Annotated in this window: 14 protein-coding genes; 11 read left to right on the forward strand and 3 right to left on the reverse strand. The window is 65.4% G+C overall.

Going from position 1 to position 18088, the window contains the following annotated elements; translation table 11 throughout:
• Positions 1-361 precede the first annotated feature (361 nt).
• From nrdH to ACFC1I_RS15320, 6 genes are all read left to right on the forward strand, one after another.
• Entirely contained in the window at positions 362-595 is a 234-nt protein-coding gene (nrdH, locus tag ACFC1I_RS15295; protein WP_116196298.1) for a glutaredoxin-like protein NrdH, read from the forward strand.
• 1 nt (position 596) lies between these two features.
• Positions 597-1043: a class Ib ribonucleoside-diphosphate reductase assembly flavoprotein NrdI gene (nrdI, locus tag ACFC1I_RS15300; RefSeq protein WP_376011097.1), complete on the forward strand. Its 447-nt coding sequence runs from the start codon at positions 597-599 to the stop codon at positions 1041-1043.
• A 38-nt stretch (positions 1044-1081) separates the two neighbouring features.
• Complete coding sequence (gene nrdE, locus ACFC1I_RS15305) at positions 1082-3181, forward strand: class 1b ribonucleoside-diphosphate reductase subunit alpha (RefSeq protein ID WP_376012075.1); 2100 nt, start codon at positions 1082-1084, stop codon at positions 3179-3181.
• A 35-nt stretch (positions 3182-3216) separates the two neighbouring features.
• Positions 3217-4191 carry a class 1b ribonucleoside-diphosphate reductase subunit beta gene (nrdF, locus tag ACFC1I_RS15310; protein ID WP_376011100.1) on the forward strand — a complete coding sequence of 325 codons (975 nt, stop codon included), beginning with the start codon at positions 3217-3219 and terminating at the stop codon, positions 4189-4191.
• Positions 4192-4555: 364 nt separating this feature from the next.
• Complete coding sequence (locus tag ACFC1I_RS15315; protein WP_376011103.1) at positions 4556-5878, forward strand: tyrosine-type recombinase/integrase; 1323 nt, start codon at positions 4556-4558, stop codon at positions 5876-5878.
• Between the two features lie 32 nt (positions 5879-5910).
• Positions 5911-6120: a helix-turn-helix domain-containing protein gene (locus ACFC1I_RS15320; RefSeq protein ID WP_376011106.1), complete on the forward strand. Its 210-nt coding sequence runs from the start codon at positions 5911-5913 to the stop codon at positions 6118-6120.
• Positions 6121-6316: 196 nt separating this feature from the next.
• On the opposite strand, the gene ACFC1I_RS15325 is transcribed toward ACFC1I_RS15320, so the two are convergent.
• From ACFC1I_RS15325 to ACFC1I_RS15335, 3 genes are read right to left on the reverse strand one after another with little or no spacing between them, the layout of a single operon-like run.
• On the reverse strand, positions 6317-7348 hold the full coding sequence (locus tag ACFC1I_RS15325; protein WP_376011109.1) for a zinc-binding dehydrogenase: 1032 nt from the start codon (positions 7346-7348) through the stop codon (positions 6317-6319).
• Positions 7345-8175, reverse strand: coding sequence for a fumarylacetoacetate hydrolase family protein (locus ACFC1I_RS15330; RefSeq protein ID WP_376011112.1), 831 nt, complete (start codon positions 8173-8175; stop codon positions 7345-7347). Before ACFC1I_RS15330 ends, ACFC1I_RS15325 begins: the two co-directional genes overlap by 4 nt.
• 41 nt (positions 8176-8216) lie before the next feature.
• Positions 8217-9131: an SMP-30/gluconolactonase/LRE family protein gene (locus ACFC1I_RS15335; protein ID WP_376011115.1), complete on the reverse strand. Its 915-nt coding sequence runs from the start codon at positions 9129-9131 to the stop codon at positions 8217-8219.
• Positions 9132-9221: 90 nt separating this feature from the next.
• On the opposite strand from ACFC1I_RS15335, the gene ACFC1I_RS15340 reads away from it, so the two are divergent.
• The 5 genes from ACFC1I_RS15340 to ppsA all read left to right on the forward strand — a co-directional run bounded on the left by ACFC1I_RS15340 (position 9222) and on the right by ppsA (position 17923).
• Positions 9222-10940 (forward strand): IlvD/Edd family dehydratase, encoded by a 1719-nt coding sequence (locus tag ACFC1I_RS15340; protein ID WP_376011118.1) that lies wholly within the window; start codon positions 9222-9224, stop codon positions 10938-10940.
• 64 nt (positions 10941-11004) lie between these two features.
• A complete protein-coding gene (locus tag ACFC1I_RS15345) occupies positions 11005-13797 on the forward strand; it encodes an FAD-binding and (Fe-S)-binding domain-containing protein (protein ID WP_376012077.1) in 2793 nt (930 codons plus the stop codon).
• On the forward strand, positions 13794-14468 hold the full coding sequence (locus ACFC1I_RS15350; protein ID WP_376011121.1) for an SDR family NAD(P)-dependent oxidoreductase: 675 nt from the start codon (positions 13794-13796) through the stop codon (positions 14466-14468). Before ACFC1I_RS15345 ends, ACFC1I_RS15350 begins: the two co-directional genes overlap by 4 nt.
• Before the next feature lie 158 nt (positions 14469-14626).
• Complete coding sequence (locus ACFC1I_RS15355) at positions 14627-15481, forward strand: pyruvate, water dikinase regulatory protein (protein ID WP_376011123.1); 855 nt, start codon at positions 14627-14629, stop codon at positions 15479-15481.
• 48 nt (positions 15482-15529) lie between these two features.
• Positions 15530-17923, forward strand: a complete 2394-nt coding sequence (gene ppsA / locus ACFC1I_RS15360) for a phosphoenolpyruvate synthase (RefSeq protein ID WP_376011126.1) — start codon at positions 15530-15532, stop codon at positions 17921-17923.
• Positions 17924-18088: the final 165 nt, after the last annotated feature.

The following is an 18088-nucleotide window of genomic DNA, read 5'->3' on the forward strand; positions in this document are numbered from 1 at the left end:
GCGGGAGGGCCTTGGAGCATTCGCGTACGCGACACGCCCGCGACACGCCGGACGCGTTGTCCACAGGCGAATCGGATGTCGGAGCCCCTGACTACCTTCTCGCCTGTGGACGGATGCGGCCGTGGCGTTCGAAAGCCCCGTGATCCTGGCCTTTTCCAGACCCTTGCGGCTGTGGATGAATCCGTGGACAACCTGTGTTGTACATGGGGAGAACGGTGGAAAATCACACAGATGTAACTACTAGCCCTTGTGGTGCTATCGAATGTCGGTACCCATATGTAGTATTGGACTCCCGGTGGGGGGACTACCGGGAAAGAGCACCGGATGCCACCGGGGGAAGCACTGAGGAGACGGAATCGACATGGCGATCACGGTTTACACGAAGCCCGCGTGCGTGCAGTGCACGGCGACGTATCGAGCACTCGATTCCAAGGGGATCGAGTACGAAATCCACGACCTCTCCGAGGACCCCGCGGCCCTCGAGCAGGTCAAGGCGCTGGGCTACCTCCAGGCGCCGGTCGTCATCACCGATGAGGACCACTGGTCGGGCTTCCGTCCCGACAAGATCGACGAGCTCGCCTCGCGTCTGGCCTGACATGTCGGCTCTCGCGGCGCCAGGCGTCGCGACGAGCGCGCCACTGCTGGTCTACTTCTCGAGCGTGTCGGGCAACACCGCACGCTTCATCGAGAAGCTCGGCGCTCGAGCGGTCCGGATCCCGCTGCATTCGACGGATCCGGCGCTCGTGGTCGACGAGCCGTACGTCCTCGTGACACCCACCTATGGCGGAGGCCAGGGGAGGGGCGTCGAGAAGGGCGCCGTTCCGAAGCAGGTCATCCGGTTCCTCAACGACGAGCGCAACCGGGGCCTCATCCGCGGAGTGATCTCCGCGGGGAACACCAACTTCGGCGAGCATTTCTGCGTCGCCGGCGACATCATCAGCCGCAAGTGTCACGTGCCGCACTTGTACCGGCTAGAGGTATTCGGCACGCCTGAAGATGTGGAACGCGTGAGCGCGGGATTGGAACGCTGGTGGGAACTCTGACGGAGACCGACTTCAAGACGCAGGCACGCTTCGAGGGCATGGACTACCACGCCCTGAACGCGATGCTCAACCTGTACGACGCGGACGGCAAGATCCAGTTCGACGCCGACAAGCGTGCGGCGCGGGAGTACTTCCTGCAGCACGTGAACCAGAACACGGTGTTCTTCCACTCGCTCAAGGAGCGCCTCGACTACCTGGTCGAGAAGGAGTACTACGAGCCCGCCGTGCTCGAGAAGTACTCGTTCGCGTTCATCCAGCAGCTCAACGACTTCGCGTACGGCAAGAAGTTCCGCTTCGAGACGTTCCTCGGCGCGTTCAAGTACTACACGAGCTACACGCTCAAGACCTTCGACGGCAAGCGCTACCTCGAGCGCTTCGAGGACCGCGTCGTGATGACCGCGCTCGCCCTCGCGGACGGTGACGAGCTGCTGGCCACCAACCTCGTCGACGAGATCCTCTCGGGACGCTTCCAGCCCGCGACGCCGACGTTCCTCAACGCCGGCAAGGCGCAGCGCGGCGAGCTCGTCTCGTGCTTCCTGCTGCGCATCGAAGACAACATGGAGTCGATCTCGCGCGGCATCAACTCGTCGCTGCAGCTGTCCAAGCGCGGCGGCGGCGTGGCGCTGCTGCTGTCGAACATCCGCGAAGCGGGTGCGCCAATCAAGCAGATCGAGAACCAGTCCTCGGGCATCATCCCCGTGATGAAGCTCCTCGAAGACTCCTTCTCGTACGCCAACCAGCTCGGCGCGCGTCAGGGTGCGGGTGCGGTGTACCTCAACGCCCACCACCCCGACATCATGAAGTTCCTCGACACCAAGCGCGAGAACGCCGACGAGAAGATCCGCATCAAGACGCTGTCGCTGGGCGTCGTCGTCCCCGACATCACGTTCGAGCTCGCCAAGAACGGCGAGGACATGTACCTGTTCTCCCCGTACGACGTCGAGCGCGTCTACGGCGTGCCGTTCGGCGACATCTCGGTCAGCGAGAAGTACCGCGAGATGGTCGATGACCCGCGCATCAAGAAGACGAAGATCAACGCGCGCGAGTTCTTCCAGACCCTCGCCGAGATCCAGTTCGAGTCGGGCTACCCGTACATCATGTTCGAAGACACGGTGAACAAGGCCAACCCGATCAAGGGCCGGATCAACATGTCGAACCTGTGCTCCGAGATCCTGCAGGTCAACACGCCCACCACGTACAACGAGGACCTGTCCTATGCCCAGATCGGCAAGGACATCTCGTGCAACCTGGGCTCCCTGAACATCGCCCTGGCGATGGACGGCGGCGATCTCGCGAAGACGGTGGACACCAGCATCCGTGCCCTCACGGCTGTCAGCCAGCAGAGCCACATCGCCTCGGTCCGCTCGATCGAGGACGGCAACGACCGCTCGCACGCGATCGGCCTCGGCCAGATGAACCTGCACGGCTACCTCGCCCGCGAGCACGTCTACTACGGGTCGGAAGAGGGTGTCGACTTCACGAACATCTACTTCTACTCGGTGCTGTTCCACGCGCTGACCGCGTCGAACAAGATCGCGATCGAGCGCGGCGAGACCTTCGACGGGTTCGAGGACTCGACGTACGCGTCGGGCGAGTTCTTCGACAAGTACATCGAGCAGGAGTGGGTCCCGGCGACGGCCAAGGTCGCCGAGATGTTCGCCGGCCACCACATCCCCACGCAGGACGACTGGCGGGCGCTCAAGGCCTCGATCCAGCAGCACGGCATCTACAACCAGAACCTGCAGGCGGTGCCGCCGACCGGCTCGATCTCGTACATAAACAACTCGACGTCGTCGATCCACCCGATCGCGGCGAAGATCGAGATCCGCAAGGAAGGCAAGCTCGGTCGCGTCTACTACCCGGCGGCGTTCATGACGAACGACAACCTGGAGTACTACCAGGACGCGTACGAGATCGGCTACGAGAAGGTCATCGACACGTACGCCGCCGCGACGCAGCACGTCGACCAGGGTCTGTCGCTCACGCTGTTCTTCAAGGACACCGCGACCACGCGCGACATCAACAAGGCCCAGATCTACGCCTGGCGCAAGGGCATCAAGACGATCTACTACATCCGCCTCCGCCAGATGGCGCTGGAGGGCACGGACATGAGCGAGTGCGTCTCGTGCACGCTGTGACCGTCTGACCTGGGATTTTCGGAGAAGAAGGAAAGATGAGCGAGAAGCTCCAGCTCCTGGACCACGTCCAGGCCATCAACTGGAACCGCATCCAGGACGACAAGGACCTCGAGGTGTGGAACCGCCTCGTGAACAACTTCTGGCTGCCCGAGAAGGTGCCGCTGTCGAACGACATCCAGTCGTGGAACACGCTCACTCCTGAGGAGCAGACCCTCACGATGCGCGTGTTCACGGGGCTCACGCTCCTCGACACGATCCAGGGAACGGTGGGCGCGGTGTCGCTCATCCCCGACGCGATCACGCCGCACGAGGAGGCCGTCTACACGAACATCGCGTTCATGGAGTCGGTGCACGCCAAGTCGTACTCGTCGATCTTCTCGACGCTGTGCTCGACGAAGGAGATCGACGAGGCGTTCCGCTGGTCGGTCGAGAACGAGAACCTTCAGAAGAAGGCTCAGATCGTCATGGAGTACTACCGCGGCGACGAGCCCCTCAAGCGCAAGGTCGCCTCGACCCTGCTCGAGTCGTTCCTCTTCTACTCGGGGTTCTACCTCCCGATGCACTGGTCGAGCCGGGCCAAGCTCACCAACACGGCCGACCTCATCCGCCTCATCATCCGTGACGAGGCCGTGCACGGGTACTACATCGGCTACAAGTTCCAGCGCGGACTCGAGACGGTCAGCCAGGCCAAGCGCGACGAGATCAAGGACTACACGTTCTCGCTGCTCTACGAGCTCTACGACAACGAGGTTCAGTACACGCAGGACCTCTACGACGGCGTCGGCCTCACCGAGGACGTCAAGAAGTTCCTGCACTACAACGCCAACAAGGCCCTCATGAACCTGGGCTACGAGGCGATGTTCCCCTCGACGGTCACGAACGTGAACCCGGCGATCCTGTCGGCCCTGTCGCCCAACGCCGACGAGAACCACGACTTCTTCTCGGGGTCAGGCTCGTCGTACGTCATCGGCAAGGCCGAGGCGACGGAAGACGAGGACTGGGACTTCTAGAGGTTCCAGATCAGACCAGGCCCGCATAGGGCGGCTGAGAGGCCCGGACCCGCAGGATTCTGCGGGTCCGGGTCTTTTTCGTGCCTTCTCTCGACAGACAGAGGAGGACAGAGATGGACATGAGTTGCCGTTCGGCGTGGCACGCGGGTGGCACGTGCACACCTTTCATCGTGAAGCGAGGTGGTCCGCCGCGCGGAATCCGGCATCGGTGTGCCACCGACGTCGTGCCACTGCGTGCCACAGAGCGTGGGTGCGGTGGATTGAAATGCCTGATGAGGAGTGCATCACAGGCACCAGGTGCACCCAATGGCATGGAGTGGCACGACCGTCCATGTGAGTCCACTCAGGGACGCAGGAGGGCACAATGAGCACCACCAAAGCGACCGAGAGCGCGGCAGTGAGGCGGGAGGCATGGGGGAGTCTTCGCAAGCTGCCCTCGGGCCGCTGGCAAGCCCGCTATCCAGCGCCGGACGGCGAGACCTACACCGCGCGAACTGAAGATGACAAGCCGCTGACGTTCCTCACCAAGACCGATGCCCGCACGTGGCTCGCAGCCGTACATACCAAGATCGCTCGCGGTGAGTGGGAGCCGCCTTCGGCGCTTGCGGCACGCCGCCGAGCAGAAGCCGCTGCGGAGAGGGCGAGGTCTATTGGATTCTCCGAGTACGCCCATGGATGGATCTCGAGGATACGCATGGAGCCGAAGAAGAATGGAAAGCATCGCGCCGTCGGCACCGTCCGCTCGTATAGGAGTAAGGTCGACGGCTATCTGGTTCCCGAGTTCGGCGACCTGCCGATCCGCGAGATCGATGCGGAGCGCATCCGCATATTGACGATGCGTCTCGACAGCATTCCTTCGCCTTTGAACCCGAGGTCGAAGTTCAACGGCATCACCCGTCCGGTGTTGACGGTGTTGTTGATGATCCTTCGACAGGCGGCTCGAGACGGGATCATCTCGGCTGCACCGACGGTGTCACTTCCGCGCCAAGAGCCGGTGATCAAGGATGCCGATGCGGAAACGGGTGAGGACGTCGCGACACCGGATCAGGTAGAGGCACTCTACAAAGCAACACCCCGGCAGTGGGCCATCATGGTGCTGCTGGCCGCATGGTGCCAACTGCGGCGTGCTGAGTGCCTCGGGCTGCAGCGTCGCGACATCGAGTGGCTCGATGACGGCAGCGCAATCCTGCACGTGCGCCGGCAGCTTAGTGCGAACACGGGCGACTACTCGAGTGAGCTCAAGAGCGAGGCGGGCAAGAGATCGCTGACCGTTCCGCGACTCATGATCGATCACCTCGGGGCTCACTTGCGTGACCACGTGGCGCCGGAGGCGAAAGCTCCACTGATCCCGACGAACATCCGGGGCAGCGTGCCGCTGTCGAACACGCGATGGGGGTACATCTGGATGGACAGCCGCGAGGCGGTCCCCAGCTTGCCGCCGAGGTTCCGATTCCATGCGCTTCGGCACACAGGGCTGACGATCTTCGCCCAGGAAGGAGCAACGCTCGCCGAGCTCATGCGGCGCGGCGGCCACTCCGATATTCGCGTCGTGCTGCGTTACCAGCATGCGACCATGGCGCGCGACCGAGAACTGGCCGATCGCATGAGCGATCGCATCGAATCGAGATTGCGGGCCGGTGAGATGCGCACCCACGAGTCAGCGATGGACAGCGATGGACACCTATAGAGCAGGAAGAACTCCAGACCAGGAGGTACACGGTGGCCGCTCCCAATCGTCACAACGCTCCCGGAGCTTCGCTCGTTTCGCTCGCGGTCGCTGCGGAAGTGTTTGGCATCTCGGTCAAGACGGTGCGGCGAAGGATCTCCGACGGCACAGTGCACGGCTACCTCGTCGGCCGGCTCATCCGAGTTGATCTCGCGGAGCTTCGCGAACGAATGCTGGTTGAGATTCCGTCGTCGGGTGACTGAGCTGGCGAGCAACCCACCTAGGCGCGCCGCCAGCGTTGTTCGTCAAGGAAGCGCGAGCAGTCGAACGGGCTTGCTTCGAAATCGGAGCGTGAACCCGTTGGCGATCTTCGGTGAGGCCTCGGCAACAACACAATCGGGCTGTGCGCATGGAATCAGGAAGGTGGGGGGCTTGCGCTGAGCGCCTTTGGCGAGATGCTCATTGCGGCTGCAGACGCGGATCGACGTGCACTTTTGGTCCGGGGCCGGCGCTTGCGCCGCGGCGACCCTCGAGACGGGCCGGGACGTCTTCCAACGCGACGACCTCGCTCACGAGGTCGTCGGGGATCACCGAGCCGTCAGCGAAGTGCTCGATCGCCCCGGCAAGGCCCGGGGAGGCGGAGAGGACGCCGACCGCGGTGATGTCCTTGAGCGCGATATCGCGAGTGTCGACAAGGCTCGGCGCGGCGGACAACCCGATGTAGACGACCCGGCCGGCGGGCTTCGCCAGGCGAACGGCGAGGGCGGGCATGGCCCTGTTGCTGGTCGCTTCGATGACTGCATCGAACCGGTCGCCGGCAGACTCGGCCAGTTCGCTGAGCTGCCACGTGTACTGCACGCCGAGAGCCCGAGCGAGTTCGAGTGATCCCTCACGGACGCCTCCTACGTGCACCTGCGCACCGGCGGCCAGAGCGAACTGCGCGGTGAGCAGACCGATCGTGCCCGAGCCGAGTACGAGGACGCTGTCGCCGGGAGTGATGCCGGCGGCTCGGGCGGCCCGGAGCGAGTTGCCACCGGGCTCGACGAGGGCGGCGGCGGTGACGCTCACGTGTTCCGGGATCTCGTATGCGAAGCGGGTGGGTACCAGCACCTTCTCCGCAAGAGCGCCCGCCCATCCGTCCCGCACACCGACCTCGAATCGGTCCGGGCAGACGTGGTGCTGACCGCGGAGGCAGAACTCGCACCGCCCGCAGCCGAGCATGGTGTCGCCGGTGATGCGTTTGCCGAGCCACCCGCTATCTGACGCGTCGCCGACGGCGATCACCCGGCCGGTCCATTCGTGGCCCAGCCTGACGGGGAACGTGGTGTACCCCTGGTCGATGTACGTCATCTCGCCGGTGTACAGCTCGACATCCGTTCCGCAGATGCCGACCCTCTCCACGTCGACGAGAAGCTCTCCGACCGCGGGGACAGGATCGGGCACCTCCTGCACCGTCGCCTGGCGCGGTGACGTGACTACGAGGGCTCTCATCGGGTCGCCGGGGCCGGGTGTGCGAGCACGTGCTGAGTCTGCGTGCCCAGGCGCGTGATGCCGAGGGTCATCGTCTCGCCGCCGTGCAGGAAGACCTGCGGCGACAAGCCCATTCCGACCCCTGGAGGTGTCCCGGTATTGATGAGATCGCCGGGCTCGAGTGCGAGGAATTGGCTCAGGTAGTGAACGATGAACGCCGGGCTGAAGATCATCGTCGACGTGGACCCGTTCTGTCGACGGGTGCCGTCGACATCGAGCCACATGTCGAGGTCGAGGACGTCACCGACCTCGTCGGGGGTGACCAGGAACGGGCCGGCCGGGTTGAATGTCGGGGCGGACTTGCCCTTCGACCACTGGCCGCCTCGCTCGAGCTGCCACCCACGTTCACTGACGTCGTTCACGAGAACGTAGCCGGCGATCGCAGACTCGGCCGCGGTCTCGTCGGCGAGGTACGACGCGCGCGTACCGATCACGATCCCGAGTTCGACTTCCCAGTCGGTCTTCTGCGAGCCCGGCGGCACCAGGACGTCGTCGTTGGGCCCGATGAGCGTGTTCGGGGACTTCGTGAACAGGATGGGCTCACTGGGGACGGCCTGACCGGTCTCGGCGGCGTGGTCGCTGTAGTTGAGACCGATGCAGAGGATCTGGTGGGGTCGTGCGATCGGGGCGCCGAAACGGCGTTCGCCCACGGGTTCGGTCCGACCCTCTGCGACGCGCTGAGCGACGAGGTCGGGGAGTGAGGCGAGGATGCCGGAGCCGAAGAACTTCTCATCGAAGTCGTCGACGACATCCGAGAGGTCGACGAACGTGTCGTCTTCGACGAGCACGCCGGGAGTTTCGGAACCCGCGGATCCCAGTCGGACAAGTCTCATTTGGCTGCGTCTTTCTGTTCGTGCCAATAGGGGGTGGTGGTACTGCCGCGCCATCGATCGACAGGCAGGCCGGTCGCGCCGGTGTCGGCGAGGAAGATGGCCCCTGATGCATCCGTCCAGTCGTCGAGACCTTCCTGCGCGGTGGTGATCGCGAGGGTGTCCAGGTTCGGTCCGACGAACGCTGCGCAAGACGCCTGCGTCGCGTAGACGTTCACGACATCCAGGAGGAGTCCCGAGGGCGCATGGCGGCGGACGCTGGACCCGCCCCACTGCGCGACCCAGAGGCTGCCATCGGCGCCGACGGTCAGGCCGTCGGGGTAGGCGGGCAGATCTGCCAGGACCGTGAGCCACGGCTCCGTCGAGTCGAACGGGCCAGGCCCATAGGAGTGGCTCGACACCGTATTGGCGAGCGTGTCGACGTGATAGATCGTGCTTCCGTCGGGGGAGAAGGCGATGCCATTCGAGAGGCGGATGCCGGTCCTGAGCATTTCGGTCGTGCCGTCGGGGGAGACGCGCAGAAGTATCTCCGTGCCCGTCTCCGGGCCGAGGGCGAGCGTACCCACCACGAACCGCCCCTGGGGGTCGACGGAGCCGTCGTTCAATCGAACATCGTCGCGGCGGCCGAGGAGATCAGGGCCGAACGACAGCGCGCCGTCGGGGGCGATCACCGCGAGCCCGCGTGCGGCGGCGACGAGGAGGCCGCCGTCGTCCGCCAGTGCGACGGCTCCGGTCGTCTGGCCGATCTCGATGGCGGTGACATCCACGACGAGTCGCTTGTCGAGCCGACCTGAGAGCACTTGGCCCCGCCAGATGTCCACCCAGCGAACCAGATCGAACCGGTCATCCCAGAGGATGCCCTCGGCAAGTTCGAACCGGGGCGGCGTGGCCGCGGACGCGGTGATCGATGTCATCGATCCTCCAGATTCTCCAAGTCGACTGGCGTATGGCATAATTCCGAATATTAGCGGATCTTTCAATATGATGGAAAACGAGGTTCACCGGTGAACGATCTTCGCAGCGCCGAGTGGTACGAGGGCTCGGACCGCAACTCCTACATTCATCGGGCGTGGATGCGGCGGGGCCTCCCCGAAGATGCTCTGGACGGGACGAAGCCGCAGATCGCCATCGCGAACACCGCGTCGGATCTCACCCCGTGCAACATGCATCTCAACGAAGTCGCCGAGAGCGTCAAGCAGGGCGTGTGGGCGGCGGGCGGCGTTCCTCTGAACCTGCCCGTCGTCTCGCTGGGCGAGACGCAGGTCAAGCCCACCGCGATGCTGTGGCGCAACATGGCGGCGATGGCGATGGAGGAGATGTTCCGCGCCAACCCGATCGATGGTCTCGTGCTTCTCGGCGGGTGCGACAAGACCATCCCGGCGCTGTTGATGGCTGCCGCATCCGTCGACATCCCCGCGATCGTCGTTCCCGGCGGCCCCATGCTCACCGGACACTTCCGCGGTGAAGCTCTGGGCTGCGGGACGGACGTCTGGCGCCTCAGTGAAGAGGCCCGTGCGGGCACCATCTCGGGGGCGCAGTTCATCCAGTCCGAGCAGTCGATGATCCGTGGCAAGGGCCACTGCAACACGATGGGCACGGCGTCGACGATGGCCGTCGTGGCAGAAGCCCTCGGCATGACCATTCCGGGCTTCGCGGGCACGCCTGCCGCGGACGCCAGACTCCTCTCGATGTCGCACGCGACCGGCCGCCTGATCGTCGACATGGTCGCCGAGGGCCGCAAGCCCAGCGACATCATGACGAAGGATGCGTTCCTCAACGCGATCATCGCGGTGGCCGCGGTGGGTGGCTCGACGAACTCCGTGGTGCACCTGCTGGCCATCGCCGGTCGACTCGGTCTGGACCTGACGCTCGAAGACTTCGATGCCGCGGGCGCCGGCGTGCCGGTGATGGCGAACCTGCAGCCGAGCGGAAAGTTCCTCATGGATGACCTGTTCCGGGCAGGCGGCCTGCTCGCGCTACTCGCCCAGGTCAAGGATCTGTTTCATCCGCAGCCGATCACCGTGACCGGTAAGCCGCTCGTGGACTATCTCGGTGATCACCCCGTCTACGACGACACCGTGATCTTCCCTCGCGACGCACCCTTGCAGGAGGACGCCGGCATCGCCGTGCTGCGTGGCAACCTCGCACCGCGCGGTGCGATCATCAAGCCGTCGGCCGCTACTCCCGAGCTCCTCCAGCACGTCGGACCTGCCGTCGTCTTCGACAGCGTCGAGGACATGCGCGCACGGATCGACGACCCAGATCTCGACGTCACCGCCGATTCCGTTCTGGTGCTTCGCGGCTGCGGCCCGCGCGGCTACCCCGGTATGCCTGAGGTCGGCAACATGCCGCTGCCGAAGAAGCTGCTCGAACAGGGCGTTCGGGACATGGTCCGCATCAGCGACGCGCGGATGAGCGGCACCGCATACGGCACCGTCGTGCTGCACGCGGCACCGGAAGCGGCCGCGGGCGGGCCGCTGGCGTTCATACGCACCGGCGACATCGTCACGCTCGACGTGCAGAACCGGATCCTCAGCTTCGACGTGAGCGAGGAGGAATTGCAGTCCCGGAGGCAGTCGGTGGCGAGCGTGGCGGCGTACGCCGCGCCGGTGCGCGGCTGGGCGAAGCTCTACGTCGACCACGTCATGCAGGCCGATACCGGAGCTGATCTGGACTTCCTCGTGGGCTCAAGTGGGGAGAAGGTCGACCGTGAGTCGCACTGACACGGCGTCGCGCGCCGACGTCGGCGATCAGAGCGCGCTCGGCCGACAGATCGCCGACGCGCTCATGCGGGACGACGCCGTGTCGACACGTTCCTTTGACCGGGTCGTGGCAGCGGTGGATGCCTCCCACTACCTGCTGACTCCGCGTGCGGTCGTGACACCGGCCGACGCCGCTGAAGTGGCCGCGCTCCTCACCTACGCCAGCGCTGCGGGTGAGCCCGTGACATTCCGCTCGGGTGGCACGAGCTTGTCGGGTCAGGCTTCGACCGGACACATCCTGGTCGACACTCGGAAGAACTTCCGCGGGATCGAGGTCCTCGACGAGGGCCGGCGTGTCCGGGTCGGGCCCGGGGCAACCGTCCGGCAGGTGAATGCGCGACTCGTTCGCCACGGCCGCAAGCTCGGCCCCGACCCGGCCAGCGAGATCGCCTGCACCATCGGCGGGGTGATCGCGAACAACTCCAGCGGCATGGCGTGCGGCACGACGCAGAACACGTACCGAACTCTCGAATCCGCCGTGATCGTCCTCGCGGGTGGCACCGTCATCGACTCCGCTGCACCCGATGCGGATGAGAGGTTGCGGCGCGCGGAGCCCGCCCTGTGCGATGCGCTGCTGGCGCTGCGCACGCGGCTGCTCGACGAACCTGATCTGCGTGATGAGGTGGAGCGCCAGTTCGCGATCAAGAACACCATGGGCTACGGGATAAATGCCCTTCTCGATCACGACACCCCCGTGCAGATCCTCACGCACCTGATGATCGGGAGCGAGGGCACGCTCGGCTTCGTCGCCGAGGCGACGTTCCGCACCGTCCCTCTCCACCGGCACGCCGCGACCACCCTGCTCGTGTTCGAGACGCTGCACCTCGCGACCGACGCTCTCGTAGCGATCGTCGCCTCCGGCGCGGCGACGGTGGAGTTGATGGATGCCGCGTCGCTGCGTGCCGCGCGGATCGATCCAGAATCAGCGACCGCACTGCCCTCGTTCGACGTCGTCGATCACTGCGCGCTTCTGGTCGAGTATCAGGCGGCGACCGCTCAAGCTCTCACCGAGCTGATCGTGCCAGCCGAGAAGCTGTTCGCCACGCTGGCGCTCGTCGAGTCTCCGTCGCTCTCGGCGGACCCGGGTTCCCGCGCAGCGTTGTGGCACGTACGCAAAGGGCTCTACGCCACGATCGCGGGGGCGCGGCCCTCAGGAACGACGGCGCTGCTGGAAGACATCGCAGTGCCCGTCGAACGCCTCTCCGATACCTGCGCCGGACTGCAGCGCCTGTTCGAAAGTCACGGCTATCGTGACGCAGTCATCTTCGGGCACGCCAAGGATGGCAACATCCACTTCCTGATCACCGAGGACTTCGACGACCCCGCGGGTGTCGTGCGCTACCGCGCCTTCACCGAGAACATGGTCGACCTGGTCCTTGCTGCGGGCGGAACACTGAAAGCAGAGCACGGCACGGGCAAGATCATGGCGCCGTTCGTCGCCCGACAGTACGGCCCGGTGCTGTTCGCGATGATGCAGGACATCAAGCGCGCATTCGACCCGGCGGGCATCCTCAACCCCGACACCGTGCTCACCACGGACGCCGACCTCCACCTGCGCAACCTCAAGTCGACCCCGACCGTCGAAGTCGAAGTCGATCGCTGCGTCGAATGCGGATACTGCGAACCGGTCTGCCCCAGCAAAGACCTCACGACGACTCCGCGGCAGCGAATCGTCGTACGACGCGCCATCGCCGAGGCTGACGCGCGCGGAGACCTCGCGCTCGCGAGGGAGCTCCGGCGGGAACAGGAGTACGAGGTCGTCGACACCTGTGCGGTTGACGGGATGTGTCAAACGGCATGTCCGGTTCTGATCAACACCGGCGACCTGGTCCGCCGCCTCCGTGCGGAGACCGTCGGCGCGGTCGAGAGCGCCGTCTGGAACACGGCCGGAAAGGCCTGGGCCGCGACCACCCGCGTCGCGTCCGCCGTGCTGACGGTCGCGGCATCCATCCCGGCGCCACTCGTCGAAGCACCCAATCGTGCCGCTCGCGGTCTGCTGGGCCACGACGCTCTGCCGTTGTGGTCTGCAGACCTTCCCAAGGGTGGCGCGCGCCGCGGGGTGGGGCGAGGCGCTCGCCAGTCGGATCCGCCCGGCGCCGTCTACTTCCAGGCATGCGTAGGCACGATGTTCGGTCCAGCCGCGGACGGACCGGGAGTGTCGTCTGCCTTCGAGTCCCTCGCGGCGAAAGCGGGGATCGGACTGATCACGCCGGAGGGCGCCGGCGGGCTGTGCTGCGGAACGCCGTGGAAGTCGAAAGGTATCCGCCAGGGCTACGACCACATGGTGAACCGCACAGTGCGCGCGCTGTGGGACGCCTCCCGCAGCGGCACGCTGCCGATCGTCTGCGACAACTCCTCCTGCTCCGAAGGGCTCGTCCTCGCGCTCAAGACCGCGATCGCAGAGCATCCGGAGTACAGGACTCTACGCATGGTCGACGCCGTCGACTTCACTGTCGAGCGCATCCTGCCCCAGCTGGAAGTCACCGACCAGCTCGAGAGCATCGTCGTTCACCCCACCTGTTCCAGCACCCGAGCCGGCTCCAACCTTCACCTGCTCGAGCTCGCTCACGCCGTTGCCGAGACCGTGACGGTGCCGGACGACTGGGGGTGCTGCGCATTCGCCGGTGACCGCGGGATGCTCCACCCCGAGCTCACCGACAGCGCCACCCGACGTGAGTCGACCGAAGTCCAGGCGGCATCATTCGACGCCTATGTGTCCTGCAACCGCACCTGCGAGATCGGCATGACACGGGCCACCGGCCATCCCTACCAACACGTACTCGAAGTACTCGACAGCAAGACAAGGACTCTGACATGAAACGCGCCATCATCACCGGCGGAGCAAGCGGACTCGGGGCCGCCTGCGCGACTCGACTGCGCGCTGACGGCATCGAGGTCATCACCTTCGACATCACAGACGCCGCCGACTATCGCGCCGACATCACCGATGCCGCGGCGGTGCGCGCCGCGGCGGATGAGGTCGGCCAGGTCGACATCCTCATCAACAGCGCGGGGATCGTCGGACCGAACAAGCCCTTCTGGGAGGTCGAACCGGACGAGTGGCAGCGCACGTTCGACGTCAACGTCAACGGACTGTTCAACGTCACCCGTGCCGTGGTTCCCGGCATGGTCGAACGCGGATGGGGCCGCATCGTCAGCATGGCGAGCATGGCAGGCAAGGACGGAAACCCCAACCTCAGCGCTTACTCCGCCTCGAAGGCAGCGGTCATCGGTCTCACCAAGTCACTCGGCAAGGAACTCGCCAAGACGGGTGTGATCGTGAACGCGATCGCACCAGCCGTCATCGAAACCCCGATGAACGCGACGACATCGCCCGAGGTTCTTGCGCACATCACCTCACTGATCCCGATGGGGCGGGTCGGCAAGGCCGAGGAAGTCGCTGCGCTCGTCTCCTGGCTGACCTCCGACGAGTGCAGCTTCTCGACGGGCGCCGTCTACGACATCAGCGGCGGACGAGCGACGTACTGACGCCGTCGAGCGATGACAGCGGCAGCGACAGCGCCCGCGGGTTGTCACGATGATGAATTCAGCCCTCCTTAACTGCTATCGCAGCAGGAATGAACCCACAACCTTCGTAGCGTGGGGAGTCAGGCCCGCCAACACGGCGGTATAACGAGTGGAGACCCATGCGCGGTGAAACCGGTCAGGACGTTCCCTGCTCTCCAGCGCCCGCTTACACGCGCGCCGCGTACTTCGTCTCCGACAGCACGGGCATCACTGCCGAGACGCTGGGCAGCGCGCTCCTGGCGAACTTCCCAGGAGTTGACTTTCAACGCCACACCATTCCGTTCGTCGACTCCGTCGCCGGAGCGCGAAACGTGGTCCGCGACATCCAATCCGCCTCCGAAGACGGCACGGATCCCATCGTCTTCGCGACGGTGAAGTCCGCCAGCATTCTTCATGAGTTCGACGTGTCGGGCGCGGTCGTCATCGACCTCCTCGGCGGACACCTTCGAGAGCTGGAGGCCACGCTCGGCAGCACCGCGTCGGAGCAACTCGGCCAGTTCCACGGGCTGGGCGACATCGAGCACTACTTCGCCCGGATGCGAGCCGTCGAGTATGCGATCGAGCACGACGACGGGCAGAGCGAACGCGCGCTCGATATCGCCGACGTGATCCTCATCGCCCCCTCGAGGTGCGGAAAGACGCCCACGACGATGTACTTGGCGCTGCAGTACGGGTTGCTGGTCGCGAACTACCCGCTGACAGACGACGATTTTCCGTCCGACGGGCTGCCCCGTACCGTGACCCGCTTCGCGTCCAAGTGCTTCGGGCTCACCACGACGCCGTTGCGGCTCAGCCAGGTGCGGCACGAACGCCGACCGAACTCCACCTACTCGAGTCTGGCGCAATGCACGCTCGAACTGCGCCGAGCCGAGGACCTCTACCGGCGCAACCGCGTCCCGTTCCTCAACTCTTCGACGAAATCCGTCGAGGAGATGTCCGCGGTCATCATGCAGTCCATGCGGCTGCGCAGCTGACCAGTCCCACCCGTCCGTGCACGACGCACACAGATCGGATACCTCATCATGACGACGAACATCCTGTGGTTCCACGAAGTCGGTATCGCCGACGTCGCAAAGGTCGGCGGCAAGAACGCCTCGCTGGGCGAGATGGTCTCGAATCTCTCCCATGCTGGTGTCCGCGTGCCGGGCGGCTTCGCGACGACCGCTGATGCCTACCGCGACTTCCTCGCGGCGGACGGACTCTACGACCGCATCCGCGAGACGGTCGAGGCGCTGGACGTGACTGATGTGGCGGAGCTCGCGCGTGTGGGGGCCTGTGTGCGGGAGTGGATCGAAGAACAGCCGTTCCCCGCCCAGCTGGAATCCGAGATCCGGTCGGCGTACGCCACCCTCGTCGAGGTCGACCCGCAGCCCGAGTCGGTGTCATGGGCGGTCCGCTCCAGCGCCACCGCCGAGGATCTTCCGGACGCGTCGTTCGCCGGGCAGCAGGAGACATTCCTCAACATCAGCGGGATCGACAACATCCTGACCGCGATCCGCAGCGTGTTCGCGTCGCTGTACAACGACCGGGCGATCGCGTACCGGGTCCACCACGGCTTCGAGCACCACGACGTCGCGCTGTCGGCGGGCATCCAGCGGATGGTGCGTTCGGACGTCGGGTCCTCGGGGGTCCTCTTCACCGTCGACACCGAGTCCGGCTTCGACCGCGCAGTGTTCGTCACGAGCTCCTATGGGCTGGGCGAGGCGGTCGTGCAGGGCGCGGTGAACCCCGATGAGTTCTACGTGTACAAGCCGGCGCTGCGCGAGGACCGGCCGGCGATCCTGAAGCGCTCTGTGGGGGAGAAGGCGGTGAAGATGGTGTACGCCGACAGCACCCACGCGGGCGGAAGTACGGTGTTCACCGATGTGCCGGTCGCTGAGCGCGCACGGTTCAGCATCACCGACGCCGAGGTGGAGGACCTGGCCCGGCAGGCGCTGATCATCGAGGAGCACTATCGGCGGCCCATGGACATCGAGTGGGGCAAGGACGGCGTCGACGGAAATCTGTACATCCTGCAGGCCCGACCCGAGACCGTCGTCTCACGCACCGACGGCAACGTGACACGCCGGTTCGTCCTCGCGGAGAACGGAACGGCGATCACCATCGGGCGGGCCATCGGTCAGAAGATCGGTGCCGGGCCCGTGCGTGTGATGACCTCTCACGCACAGATGGGCCTCTTCCAGCCCGGAGACGTGCTGGTCGCCGACATGACCGACCCGGACTGGGAACCGATCATGAAGCTCGCATCCGCGATCGTCACCAACCGCGGCGGCCGCACCTGTCACGCGGCGATCATCGCCAGGGAACTCGGCATCCCCGCCGTCGTCGGCACCGGAGACGCGACCACCATCCTGCAGGACGGGCAGGAGGTCACGGTCTCCTGCGCAGAGGGCGACAACGGCTTCGTGTACGCGGGCATCCTCGCGTTCGACGAGATCGTGACCCACCTGGACCGAATGCCGGAGAGCCCCACGAAGATCATGCTCAACGTCGGCACCCCCGACCAGGCCTTCGCGTTCTCCAAGCTGCCGAACAAGGGCGTGGGCCTGGCACGGCTGGAGTTCGTCATCAACCGACAGATCGGCATCCACCCCCGCGCCCTCCTGGATTTCGACACCCTGCCCGACCCCTTGCACGACCAGATCAGCGAGCGCATCGCCCCGTACCCGTCACCACGGGACTACTTCGTGCAGCGGGTGGCCGAGGGCGTCTCCATGATCGCCGCGGCGTTCGCGCCGGAGCCGGTGATCGTGCGGCTGTCGGACTTCAAATCCAACGAGTACGCGAATCTCATCGGCGGCGACGTGTACGAACCGCGCGAGGAGAACCCGATGCTCGGCTACCGGGGTGCCTCACGGTACATCTCGGAGGACTTCCGCGCCTGCTTCGACATGGAATGCGAAGCCCTCCGGCTCGTGCGCGATGAGATGGGGCTCACGAACGTGCAGATCATGGTGCCGTTCGTGCGCACCGTGGGGGAGGCGCACGCGGTCAGCGAACTGCTCGCCGAGAACGGGCTGCGCCGCGGCGAGAACGACCTCAAGGTCATCATGATGTGCGAATTGCCCTCCAACGCTCTGCTCGCCGACGAGTTCCTCGCATACTTCGACGGATTCTCGATCGGCTCCAACGACATGACGCAGCTCACCCTCGGCCTCGACCGCGACTCCGGCCTGGTGGCCGCCACCTTCGACGAGCGTGATCCTGCCGTGCTGAAAATGCTGTCCATGGCCATCGACGCGTGCCGCCGCGCCGGCAAGTACGTCGGCATCTGCGGCCAGGGACCCAGCGACCACCCCGAACTCGCCGAATGGCTCGTCGAGCAGGGCATCGGATCCATGTCTCTGAACCCGGACACCGTCGTCGACACCTGGCTCAGGCTCGCCAAGCGCGGCGCCGTCGGAGCCGCCGCGTAGTGGGCTCGGCGGGGGTGCCCGCAGGAGTCGAGTGCCGCGTTGCGGCCGGCCTTCACGCGGGAATTGGCGCGGAGCTACGCTGCATCTGCCAGTGACTCGGTGGCCCCCTTCTGTCAATTGAACGAGATACACGCGTACAGCACGTTTGCGAGGCATCAGCAGTCT

Source organism: Microbacterium sp. NPDC056044 (assembly GCF_042267145.1).
GTDB lineage: Bacteria > Actinomycetota > Actinomycetes > Actinomycetales > Microbacteriaceae > Microbacterium.